Origin of the sequence: Chryseobacterium sp. VD8, assembly GCF_037149975.1 — a bacterium.
Lineage (GTDB): Bacteria > Bacteroidota > Bacteroidia > Flavobacteriales > Weeksellaceae > Chryseobacterium > Chryseobacterium indicum.
Genome location: NZ_JBBCQL010000122.1, coordinates 1 through 13158, shown reverse-complemented (window position 1 = coordinate 13158; position 13158 = coordinate 1). Strand labels below are relative to the sequence as shown.

At 34.9% G+C, this 13158-nt stretch carries 10 protein-coding genes; all 10 read left to right on the top strand.

The window, feature by feature from the left end; all coding sequences use genetic code 11:
- A partial coding sequence (locus tag WFK35_RS13680) for an efflux RND transporter permease subunit (protein WP_336733039.1) occupies positions 1-2420 on the top strand: 2420 nt, incomplete at its 5' end.
- A 4-nt stretch (positions 2421-2424) separates the two neighbouring features.
- Positions 2425-3738: an efflux RND transporter periplasmic adaptor subunit gene (locus tag WFK35_RS13675; protein ID WP_002977368.1), complete on the top strand. Its 1314-nt coding sequence runs from the start codon at positions 2425-2427 to the stop codon at positions 3736-3738.
- Positions 3739-3776: 38 nt separating this feature from the next.
- Positions 3777-4541, top strand: coding sequence for a methyltransferase family protein (locus WFK35_RS13670; protein ID WP_228370503.1), 765 nt, complete (start codon positions 3777-3779; stop codon positions 4539-4541).
- 17 nt (positions 4542-4558) lie between these two features.
- Positions 4559-5437: a bestrophin family protein gene (locus tag WFK35_RS13665; RefSeq protein ID WP_002977372.1), complete on the top strand. Its 879-nt coding sequence runs from the start codon at positions 4559-4561 to the stop codon at positions 5435-5437.
- 27 nt (positions 5438-5464) lie between these two features.
- Positions 5465-6358 carry a cation diffusion facilitator family transporter gene (locus tag WFK35_RS13660; protein WP_002977374.1) on the top strand — a complete coding sequence of 298 codons (894 nt, stop codon included), beginning with the start codon at positions 5465-5467 and terminating at the stop codon, positions 6356-6358.
- A 160-nt stretch (positions 6359-6518) separates the two neighbouring features.
- Positions 6519-8477, top strand: coding sequence for an LTA synthase family protein (locus tag WFK35_RS13655; protein WP_002977376.1), 1959 nt, complete (start codon positions 6519-6521; stop codon positions 8475-8477).
- 21 nt (positions 8478-8498) lie between these two features.
- On the top strand, positions 8499-8951 hold the full coding sequence (locus WFK35_RS13650) for an MgtC/SapB family protein (RefSeq protein ID WP_002977378.1): 453 nt from the start codon (positions 8499-8501) through the stop codon (positions 8949-8951).
- A gap of 30 nt (positions 8952-8981) precedes the next feature.
- The gene (locus tag WFK35_RS13645) at positions 8982-11042 is read left to right on the top strand and encodes a heavy metal translocating P-type ATPase (protein WP_002977380.1); all 2061 of its coding nucleotides are present in this window, start codon (positions 8982-8984) and stop codon (positions 11040-11042) included.
- 200 nt (positions 11043-11242) lie between these two features.
- Positions 11243-11983, top strand: a complete 741-nt coding sequence (locus WFK35_RS13640) for a phosphatase PAP2 family protein (protein ID WP_228457505.1) — start codon at positions 11243-11245, stop codon at positions 11981-11983.
- Between the two features lie 266 nt (positions 11984-12249).
- On the top strand, positions 12250-13158 hold a 909-nt coding region (locus tag WFK35_RS13635; protein WP_336733038.1), incomplete at its 3' end, for an HNH endonuclease signature motif containing protein.

The following is a 13158-nucleotide window of genomic DNA, read 5'->3' as shown; positions in this document are numbered from 1 at the left end:
AAATCTCAGAGAAATTAGAAGTGATTCCTGGAGTTTTCTTTGAAAAGAACCAACCTATCGAAATGCGTTTCAATGAGTTAATGACAGGTATTAGACAAGATGTTGCAGTTAAAATTTTTGGTGAAAACTTAGATTCTCTGGCAATTTATGCTGATAAGACTGCTAAGGTAATACAGTCTGTTAAAGGTTCTACATCTCCCCAAATTGAGCGTGTAAGCGGACTCCCTCAGATTAACGTAGAGTATGACAGAACCAGAATGGCCAATTACGGATTAAACATTGAAGACGTTAATAATGCAGTAAGTACAGCTTTTGCAGGTAAATCAGCAGGTCAGGTTTTTGAAAATGAAAGGAGGTTCGATCTGGTTGTAAGATTAGACAGTTTACACAGAACAAATATTGACGATGTTAGTAATCTAATGATTTCTACTGCCTCTGGAACGCAAATTCCACTCGCCCAGGTTGCTAATATTAGTTACAAATTAGGGCCTGCCCAAATCAGCCGCGAAGCGGGAAAAAGAAGGATTGTAATAGGTTTCAATGTGAAAGACCGTGATGTTGAAAGTGTAGTTAAGGACATACAATCAAAGCTCGATAAAGAAGTAAAACTTCCTGCAGGATATTATTTTACCTATGGAGGTCAATTTGAGAATCTTCAGGCAGCAAGTAAGAGATTAATGATTGCAGTTCCAGTATCGCTATTCTTAATCTTTATGCTGCTTTATTTTACATTTAATTCATTTAAGCAAGCCACTTTAATTTTTACGGCTATTCCTATGAGTGCGATTGGTGGTGTATTCGCATTATTATTGAGAGATATGCCATTCAGTATCAGTGCCGGAATTGGCTTTATTGCTTTATTTGGTGTTGCCGTTTTGAATGGAATTGTATTGATTGGAACATTTAATCAATTGGAAAAGGAAGGCGAGACCAATATTCTGAAAAGAGTAATGGAAGGTACAAAAACAAGATTAAGACCTGTTTTAATGACTGCAACAGTAGCTTCATTAGGATTTTTACCGATGGCTATTTCTACAGGTGCAGGAGCTGAAGTGCAAAAACCTTTGGCGACAGTTGTTATCGGAGGTTTGGTTACGGCGACTTTCTTAACATTATTTGTCTTACCAATGTTGTATATTATTTTTAATACCAAGATTAATTTAAAAAAGATCAATAACAAATCGGTAACCGCCATTGTGGTTTTAGGATTTTTATTTTTAGGACAGACTTTTAGTGCACAACAGGGAAGAACCATAACAGTCGAAGAAGCTACACGTACTGCTATTGAGAATAATCAATCAATCCGATCGAGAGATCTGGATATTAAAGCTACACAGGCATTGATTCCAACGTCCAAAGAGCTCCCGAAAATGAATGTGGATGCTCAATTGGGGCAGTATAACTCTAAGAAATTTGACCAATCATTTTCGATCTCCCAAACGATTCCATTTCCAACTTTGTTCAAAGCAAGAAAAGAGTTGATTGCGGAACAGATTAAAGGAAAGCAAATCAACAGGGAAGTTTCTATGAATGAATTAGCGAAACAGGTTCGAACGTATTATTATCAAATTGAGTATTTACAATTTAATAAATCCAAGCTTAGCAATCTGGATAGTTTATACAATGACTTTATCAGAGTTGCAACGGTTAGGTTTAAAGCCGGAGATATTAAAAAAATTGAAATCAATACAGCTGAAACACAGAGAGGGGAAATCAACTTATTGCTTAAACAGAATGAGGTTTATCTTACCAATGCCTATAAAAATTTAAAAACATTGCTAAATATTGAAGAGGATATTTCAGTTCCATTTGATCAGAACTATCATCCGCTACAAGCACAATATGTTTTAGACAGCAGTGCCATTGCACAGCATCCTACCGTAAAAGCTTTTTATCAGGAAATGCAGATTGCGGAAAAAAATAAGAAAGTTGAAAAATCTTTGGGACTTCCTGACTTTACCATCGGATATACTAATCAGTCATTGATAGGATTTCAAACCATCAACGGGATGGATCAGTATTTCAATGGAGGAAACAGGTTTCATTCGGCAACAATTGGTGTTTCTATTCCTTTGACATTTGGAGCTACGAAAGCAAGAATCCAGTCTTATGAATATCAGAGACAAATGGCAGAATCAAATGCAAAATTCCAGCAAAAGCAGCTTGAAGCGCAATTGCAAAATGCATTTAATCAATATCAGCAAAATGTTAATCAGTATGACTACTACGTTAATCAAGCGATTCCAAATGCTGAGAAAATTGCCAAAGCAGGACAATTAGGTTATAAAACAGGAGAAATTTCTTATGTAGAATATCTTTTTGCACTGCAGACTTCCACCAATATTCAGCTTAAATACCTGGAATCTATTCAACAGGTCAACGAATCTGTAGTTATCATTAATTCAATCATCAATAAATAGACAAATGAAAATCAAATATAGCATTGTATCTCTAGCCTTAATTTCTATTCTAGCGGTCAGCTGTGGAAAAAAAGATGCTCCGGCAGAAGGAGAAGAGAAACCAAAAACAGAACAGGCAGAAGAAAGTCACGAAGAAGCTCCGCAAACTATTGCGGAACTGACTGAAGAACAGATGAAATCTGTAGGAATCAGTCTTGGAACTTTAGAAATGAAAGATTTAGCCTCAACTATTAAGGCAAATGGTGTTCTTCGTGTACCCAATAACAGAAAGGCAACGGTCACTTCACTGTATGGAGGTGTCATTAAGACATTAACCGTTCAGATAGGAGATTATGTAAGACAGGGACAGGTTATTGCTACAATCAGTAACCCTGAATACATTCAGTTACAGGAACAATATCTGACTATTAACAGCAGAATAACTTATGCAGAGCAGGAATTCAGAAGGCAAAAGGAGCTTTTTGACAATGATGCCGGAGCAAAAAAGAATCTGCAAAGTTCTGATGCGGAGCTAAAAAGTTTAAGAACCCAGAGATCATCGTTACAAAGACAATTACAGCTAATGGGAATCAGTCCTGGGAAAGTAAGCAATGGAAACCTAAGATCAGGCTTGGTCATTACATCGCCAATCAGCGGAACAGTTAGTACGATTAATGCACAGATAGGAAGTTATGTTGATGTATCGTCACCGGTTTTGGAGATCATCGATAACAGCTCAATTCATTTGGATTTACAAGTCTTTGAAAGAGATCTTCCCAAAATGAAAGTTGGTCAGATTGTGCAGTTTAAGCTCACCAACAATCCGGAAGAAACCTTTAATGCAAAAGTGTACAGCATCGGATCATCTTTTGAAAATGAAAGTAAAACGATTTCAGTTCATGCAATGGTTACCGGGAACAAAGCTGGCTTGATTGACGGAATGAATATTACAGGAAATGTAAGCCTTGGAAATTCACAAACTCCCGCCGTTCCAAATGAAGCTATTGTAGAAGCCGATGGTAAATTCTATGTATTTGTACAAACTTCTAAAAAAGTGGAAGAGCACGCTGAAGAAAAAGGAGATGACGATCATGGTCACGGGCATGATGAAGGAGAGGCGGAACACGGTCACAAAAATGAAACCGAAGCAGGAAACCATGCAAAGGAGCAGGCTAAGAAAATGAATTTTGAAAAAATTGAAGTGGTAAAAGGGACTTCAGATATGGGTTACACAGCGATTACGCCTGTGAGTGCAATTGCACCTGATGCAAAAATTGTGGTAAAAGGCGCATTCTTCGTGAATGCTAAGCTTTCTAATGCAGGAGACCACGGACATTAATTAATCAATAATCAAGTGAAATCCTATCTTGATTTCACTTGATTTTAAAAATATTAGTTATGCCTTTAAAACAAGAATTAGAAACCCAGGGAAATTGGCTGTTCAGATACAGAAGTTTTTTGCCGATTATCGTTCTGGCGCTTGGCTTAGGAGTTTTTATCCAAAATGTTTTGCTGAAAAACGATAATGATTGTTCACTTTTCTTTGAGATGCTTTGTTTAGCTGTAAGCATTTTAGGTTTGATTATAAGAGTGTATACTGTTGGTTTTACTCCGCATAATACTTCAGGAAGAAATACAAAAGCAGGGCAGGTTGCAGATGAATTAAACACTACAGGTATTTACAGTACAACCAGAAATCCATTGTACTTAGGTAATTTTTTTATGTGGCTTGGGCTTGCGATGTTTACTGAAAATCTGTGGTTTGTAATTTCATTTGTGTTTTTTTATTGGGTCTATTATGAAAGGATTGTTTTTGCTGAAGAGCAATTTTTAGAAAGAAAATTTGGAGAGCAATATACTAAGTGGGCTGATAAAGTACCGGTTTTTATACCGAATTTATACCTTTTCAGAAATACTCATCTTAGCTTCAGTTTAAAAAAAGTTCTATTAAAAGAAAAAAACGGACTTTTTGCCATGTTTCTGATTTTTACTGTTTTTGAAATTACCGGAGAAATTATCCTAAGACATACGCATTATAATATGATTTTTATTGTAGGCTGTATTCTTACTATGATTCTATACATTATTTTAAAAGTAATAAAAAAACGTAAAACAATGTTGCAAAATAAATTTAGTCAATAATTAAAAAATCCTCAATTATGCTTTTAAACAAAAGAATTTCGGTTTGGTATTTTGTTAAACAGATTAAATTTCAGATCGTTTTGATTGTCAGCTTTGCTTTTCTAATAGGCTTTTTAGACGACATTGATTTTTTGAAAAAAATTACCATACCATTGAGTATTCCTGCACTTTTAGGAACTGCTGTCTCTTTACTTTTAGCATTCAGGACTGCACAATCTTATGAAAGATGGTGGGAAGCAAGAACCGTTTGGGGCGCTATTGTGAATGATTCAAGATCATTTATGAGATTAATAAAACAATTTTTCCCTAACTCAGAAAATGATACATCTGAGTTTGCAGAACGACATATCATCTGGCTGAATGCTTTAGGAGAAAGTTTAAGAAAAGTACCTTTTTCAATAAGAGTAAGAGAATACTTAGAATCGCAAAACATCAATGCTTTAAATATTCCCAATGCCCTTTTAGATAAACATTCTGATCACCTTAGGAAATTGGCAGAACAGGAGAATTTATCTGAATACAAATTGGTACAGATGAACGATATGGTCATCAGGTTTTGTGACAGTATGGGAAAATGTGAGCGTTTAAAAAATACTGTTTTCCCTCGTGCCTACAGCATTTTGCTGCATACATTGATTTACGTTTTTGCATTTCTTCTGCCATTTGGACTGGAAGACTCACAACTTGGTGTTGAGATTGCCACGACAATTATTGTACCTGTGATTTTTATAGCTATTGAGAAAACAGCAATCATAATGCAGGACCCCTTTGAAAATACACCGGTAGATACTCCAATGACATCATTAGCAAAAACAATTGAAATCAATCTTTTGCAAATGATCGGAGAGAAGAATGTACCAGTTAAAGAAGTGAGTACAAGCTATTATGAAATGTAGGCTTAATCTAATACAAATCTTAGTGTTATGAACGATCAGAATAAAAATATTTCGGCTTCTGCAAAACATAAAAGAAATCTTTTAATTGTCTTATGTTTAAGTGGCACTTATATGATTGCCGAAGTTATTGGCGGTTTAGCTACTAAAAGTCTTGCGCTACTTGCCGATGCAGCTCATATGCTTACTGATGTGGTCGGATTATTCCTTGCTTTTATAGCAATCAAAATTGGTGAAAGAAAAGCCGATGCACAGAAAACATTCGGCTATTACCGAACAGAAATTCTGGCGGCAGTAATCAATGCGGTAGTTCTGTTGGGAATTTCTGTATATGTATTGTTTGAAGCATGGCAAAGGTTCAAAAATCCCCCTGAAGTACAGAGCACAGCTATGATGATCGTTGCCGGAATAGGCTTGCTGGTGAATATTATCGGAATCATGATTATTAGAAAAGATTCAGGTGAAAGCCTAAATATGAAGGGTGCCTACTTTGAGGTTCTTTCTGACGCGCTTACCTCAGTAGGAGTAATGATTGCCGGAGTTATTATGTTGACGACAGGATGGTATTATGCTGATCCCCTTATTTCCGCTGTGATAGGGTTATTAATATTTCCGAGAACCTGGAAGCTCTTGAAAGAAGCTGTGAATGTTTTATTAGAAGGAACTCCAAAAGATGTCAATATAGAAGAGCTTAGAAATTCTTTGGAATCTGTAAAAGGAGTTATTAAACTTCATGATCTCCACGTTTGGTCATTGACTTCCGGCGTTAATGCGATGAGTTCCCACGTAGTAGCCGACCATCAGGAAGATCTCAATAAACTTTTGAAAAATTTGTCAGATAAAGCCACCTCTGAATTTAAAATTAGCCATACTACATTCCAAATTGAAACTGAAGGGCACCAAGAGGGGGAGGTTCATCTATAATAGCAGTTGTGCCATCTTGCATTAATAGATGAAATAAGTAAATGGGAAAATTTCTAAAACATCAAATAGACTATGAATTATAAAAATCTGGGTCTATTCAAGATGAATTACATACTTACGTATTTTTTTACGCAATTAATCATTTCAAATATTTAGATATATGAAATTAAAACAAAACTATTGGGGCAATTACACATTACTGGTTTATTCTTTTTTATTTTATCTGGTATCGTCTTTACTTCTCCGATTTGGATTTTTAGCAGTCAGTTTTCAAAAGGCTGATTTATCTCTGTTACCTATAATGAAAATTTTTCTTCTGGGATTTTTGTTTGACTTTGGAGTTGGATTATTCTTTCTGCTACCATACAGTTTTTATCTATTGATTTTTCCTCAGAAATACATAAGGTCTTTATTCAATAAAATTATTACCTACAGCACTTTTATTATTTTTCTTCTTATACATTTATTTTCATTTTTTGCCGAGGTTACATTTTGGCAGGAGTTTGAGAGCCGATTTAATTTTATTGCTGTAGATTATTTGGTATATACTTACGAAGTTATTAATAACATAAATGAGTCTTACCCTTTACCCGTTTTGATATCATCGATACTTCTGCTTATGACCTTAATATTTATTTTGTTTTACAAAAGCAAAATATTCTTTTTTTCATTTAACGGACAACATAAATTTTCGGTTAGACTAATTGTTTTTTTAGGATTTTTCTGCCTTACCATAATATACTCTTTGTTTATCAGTAATAGTTTAGCAGATAAAAGTGTCAATCGTTATCAAAATGAAATTTCTAAGGCAGGAATTTATTCGTTTTTCTCCGCCTATAAAAACAATGAAATCAATTACGATCATTTTTACAAACTAATTGATAACGAAAGCGCTTTTAAAATAGTTAGAACTGATTTGAACGATAATCAAAGATTTTTCTCAAATAACCTTTCTATAGAACGAAAAATATCCAGCAAACAAAATCTTATAAAGCCAAATGTTATAATGATAACAATGGAAAGTTTCAGCGCGGACTTTATGGGTACTTTCGGGAATAAACAAGGGCTTACTCCAAATTTAGATTCTTTAGCCGGCGGTGGCATTTTATTCTCACAAATGTATGCTACAGGAACCAGAACAGTGCGTGGAATGGAGGCTTTGTCGTTAGCTGTCCCACCAACGCCAGGCAACAGTATTGTCAGAAGAGAAGATAATGATCATCTTACAACTATAGGCTCAATTTTTAGTGCACAAGGTTACGATAACACATTTATTTATGGAGGAGATGGATATTTTGATAATATGAATAAATATTTTGGAAATAACGGATATGATATTATAGATAAGAAGAGAAATCCTTTGGCAAAAGAAAACTATCAGGCATTGAGGACGCCGATCAACCAGAAAGAAATTACGTTTGAAAATGCATGGGGGATTTGTGACGAAGATTTATACAATCAAGTGATTAAACAGGCAGACCAGAAATATAAACAAGGAAAATCTTTTTATGATTTTGTGATGACCACTTCCAATCACCGTCCGTTTACATATCCTGATGGCAAAATTGATATACCATCCGGTTCGGGTAGGGAAGGTGCAATAAAATATACAGATTATGCTATCGGACAATTCTTTAAAAAAGCTAGAAGTAAGCCGTGGTTTAAAAATACAGTATTTGTGATTGTAGCTGATCACTGCGCAAGTAGCGCAGGTAAAAATGAAATTGATATTTCCAAATATCATATCCCAGCAATGATTATAAATCTTCCGAACCAAAACTCTTTAAAAATTGAAAAAATGTGTTCACAAATTGATCTTTATCCAACTTTATTTGATTTAATGGGATGGAACTACAGAAGTAACCTTTATGGTAAGAATGTTTTGAGCGACAATTATATTCCTAGAATTTTTGTAAGTACCTATCAAAAGTTGGGATATATGGAAAACGATAAACTTGTGATATTGAGCCCTCAGCAGAAAGTGGAAGCTTATTTATATAATAAAACGCAAAATCAACAGATACCAAAGATTTTTTCTGATCAGTATATTAACAAGGCTGTCGCAAATTATCAAACTGCATATTATCTCTATAAAAATCAAGGTTTGAAACAAAAATAATCAAGTAATGTTAGATACAACATGGATATAAAATTTGAACTTATTCTTTCAGGCAAATTGCTGCTATCTATATTATTCGGCAGCATTATAGGTTATGAAAGAGAAGCAGCTCATAAAGATGCCGGTATACGAACGTTTGCTATTCTTTGCTTGGCATCTTGTCTTTTTGTTGCGGTTGCCTCTCATCTTACAGATGATAAATCAGCGATAGCCAGAATGCTTGCAGCAATTCCGGCAGGACTTGGATTTATAAGTGCTGGATTAGCATTAAAAGATAAATCAAGCAATATGCAGGGATTAACAACATCTACAGCACTATGGGCAGCGTCAGCTATTGGAGCGGCTCTTGCCTTAAATATGTTTTTATTGTCATTTTTAGCAACTGTTCTCACCCTTTTTGTATTAAGCCTGAATAAATTCAAATGGTATAAAAACTGGATTGCAAAGAAGGAGCAAAGTAAAAATTTAAAATAAAAAATTAAAAATCACTTAAAATATACTTCTATGAAACATCAACACACTTACGATGAGCAAGGTAACCAGCTTTGCTGTACGCCTCAGGAAGGCAAGATTTATAAGGATGCAGGAGCCAAAAAACTCATTGTTGAGGATAATGGCTGTTGTTCAACAAATGTAAAGAAAGAAGTACAGCATCATTCCGATGACGATGGACATAACCACGATCATGACAATAGTGATAAGAGTACTTTTCAGATGTTCCTTCCCGCAATAGTTTCATTGTTATTGCTTCTGTTGGGAATTGCGTTAGATAATTATTTTAAACCAGACTGGTTTAAAGATTGGATTCGTATTGTTTGGTATGCAGCAGCTTATGCCCCTGTCGGGCTTCCTGTTTTAAAAGAAGCTTTTGAAAGCATTAAGGATGGTGATGTTTTCTCTGAATTCTTTTTGATGAGTATCGCAACTATAGGAGCTTTTATAATTGGTGAATATCCTGAAGGTGTAGCTGTTATGTTATTTTATGCTGTAGGGGAAGTTTTTCAAACACTAGCAGTAACAAGAGCAAAAAGTAATATTAAAGCTCTTCTTGATCAAAGACCGGATGAGGTGACAATTATTGAAAATAACGAAACAAAAACTATTAAAGCTTCCAATGCAGAGATAGGGCAAACCATACAGTTAAAACCTGGAGAAAAACTTGCTTTGGATGGAGAGCTTATTTCAGATTCAGCATCTTTTAATACGGCAGCACTAACCGGCGAAAGTAAACCTGATACAAAAAATAAAGGAGAGACTGTTCTTGCAGGGATGATTAATATGAATAGTGTTGCTTTGGTAAAAATCAATACAGCTTATGAGGACAGTAAACTCAGTAAGATTTTAGAATTGGTTCAAAATGCGACTGCGCAGAAGGCACCTACGGAGCTGTTTATAAGAAGATTTGCAAGAGTTTATACTCCGATTGTTGTTGTGTTAGCAGTACTGATATGTCTTATTCCATATTTTTTTGTCGATAATTATATTTTTAGAGATTGGTTATACAGAGCTTTGATCTTTCTGGTAATTTCTTGTCCTTGTGCTTTAGTCATTTCAATTCCTTTAGGGTATTTTGGAGGTATTGGTGCAGCAAGTCGAAACGGAATTTTATTTAAAGGCAGTAATTTTCTAGATAAGATTGCCGAAATAAAAAATGTTGTGATGGATAAAACCGGTACTATGACGGAAGGAGTATTTAAAGTTCAGGAAGTCGATATTAAATCAGAATTTGATAAAAATGAAATCCTTAAGATGGTTAATGTTGTAGAGAGCAAGAGTACCCATCCTGTGGCAACTGCTATCCACGAATATGTTGGCGATTTGGATACATCAATTAATGTTGAGAATTCTGAGGAAATTGCAGGTCATGGTCTTAAAGCTGTAATCAACGGTAAGGATATACTCGTAGGGAATTTCAAGCTTATGGATAAGTTCAATATTCAATATGATGTTGATCCTTCAAAAATTGTTTACACCGTTATTGCAATTGCTTATGATAAAAAATTTGCAGGCTACATAACTATCGCTGATAGTATTAAAGACGATGCTAAAAAAACTTTAGAACTGTTACATAATTTAAATGTAAAGGCAACAATGCTTAGTGGTGACAAAACAAGCGTTGTAAAATATGTCGCAGAACAAATAGGAATTGACAACGCTTTCGGTGACCTTCTTCCTGAGGATAAAGTGAACAAGGTGAAAGAAATAAAATCCAAAAATGAGAGCGTTGCATTTGTTGGTGACGGTGTTAATGATGCCCCAGTGGTTGCTTTAAGTGATGTCGGTATTGCCATGGGCGGCTTAGGGAGTGATGCGACCATTGAGACTGCTGATGTCGTGATTCAAGATGATAAACCTTCAAAAATACCAATGGCTATTAACATTGGCAAAAAAACTAAAAGAATTGTCTGGCAGAACATCATTTTAGCATTTGTGGTCAAAGCAATTGTTTTAATTCTTGGAGCCGGAGGATTGGCAACAATGTGGGAAGCTGTTTTTGCAGATGTAGGTGTTGCATTGATTGCAATTCTAAATGCTGTACGCATCCAACGAATGAATTTCAAATAAAAATAACATAGCATTCTAATTTCACTAATCACTTAAGAAAAGTTCCAACAAATATCAATTAAAATAAAGTTCTCAAACCGAGAACAGGTTGTTTATTGAAAATATTCAACAAAACTATTTACTCTAATTTTTCAATTAATGCAATGATAATCAATATTATAAATAAGATTCCAGTTCTTTTTTTTATGCTAGTATGCAATTTGGCTTTAGCACAGGATAGCTTAACAGTAAGTGAAAAAATTGGGGATACGATTGCTGTCCAAAAACCTGAAAATAATTTTAGTTATAAGAGACTTATAGCCCCTACAAGTTTAATATCCATAGGAGCGATGAGTTTCGCTATTCCTAAAATGAAAGAATTTGATGCAGGAGTACGAAAAGAAGTAAAAGACCATAATCTTCATAATTCTACATTGGATAATTATACCCAATTCATACCTGCCGTGATGGTTTATGGATTTAATATTTCAGGTTTGAAAGGCAAGCATAATTTAAGAGAAAGAACAATTATTCTTGCAACATCGCAGCTAATATCGACAGCAATCGTAATACCTTCAAAATATTTAATTGGAGAAGAACGCCCAGATAAATCCAACAATATGTCTTTTCCGTCTGGGCATGCAGCAATTGCTTTTTCAACAGCGCAGTTTATGTATAGAGAATATAGAGACAGTAATTATTGGCTCAGTTTATCAGGATATCCATTTGCAATATTCACAAGTGTTTACAGAGTTATTAATAACAAACACTGGGTAACAGATGTAGTAGCGGGCGCTGGGGTAGGAATACTTTCAACCGAATTAGCTTATTGGCTATTTCCGAAAATCAATATGTTTTTATCAGCTAATAAAAACAAAAAATCTGTCTCTATGCTTGCCCCTCTTTATCAAAAGAATGGTCATAGCAATACTTTTGGGATTAATTATCAGATAACCTTCTAATTTAGAACATGGGATTTAAACGACGTTTTAGAAGAAAAATTATTCGAAGAGGTAAGCACAGGCTTACTTCTCAAGATCTTTTTTTTATTGTTGGCTGGCTTCTTTTTATGCTCCTTTTGGTAATTCATCAGGTATACAATTTTAATATCAAATATGTTAAGATTCATTCGCATCCTTCGGAAAAAACACACACTCATAATGACGGAAAATGACAAATTATCAACAAATTTTTTAAACCATAATATTAACCCTTTATTTAAATCAAAATGAAAAAACTTGTACTAACTCTTTTGGTAAGCCTTGTATTAAATTCTGTTTATGGACAGGCTCCGTCAAACTATTATGATGGCACTGCGGGATTATCAGGAGCTTCTTTAAAGTCAAAGTTGAAAACTATCATTACCAACGGCCACCAAGATAATGGCTATGGCAATTTGCTGACAGCTTTTCAAAGCACAGATAGGGATTATTTCTACGAAAATGATGGAACTGTAATGGATATGTATTCTGAAAATCCGACAGGAACAGATCCATATATTTATAATCATGGAGTCAAACAATGTGGAAATTATAGTGTTGAAGGAGACTGTTACAACCGAGAACATGTCGTACCGCAAAGTTTATTTAATCAGAATTTACCGATGAGATCTGATGTCCATTTTGTTACACCTACTGACGGAAAAGTCAACGGAATGCGATCAAATTATCCTTTTGGAAAAGTAGGATCAACCTCATTTACATCACTAAACGGTTCTAAACTGGGAAGTTCAGTATCTGCAGGTTATGCGGGGACTGTTTTTGAACCAATTGATGAGTTTAAAGGTGATATTGCCAGAATGATATTATATTTTGTAACCAGATACGAGACGCAGCTATCAGGTTTCAGCAGCGGAAACATATTAGGTAGTACAGCCTACCCTGGCTTACAGACATGGGAATTAAAACAATTACTCGAGTGGAATAATTTAGATCCTGTTTCTCCTTTTGAGATAGCAAGAAATAATGCGGCATTCACTTACCAAGGTAATAGAAATCCATACATCGATCGTCCTGAGTTCGTCGCTTTAATTTGGGGTGCTTATATGGGAGTTGCAGATGTAGATTTGTCAAAAAGTCTTGTGATCGTTCCTAATCCCGTAAAAGATAATAAGATTTATGTGTTAGGCGGAAAAAAT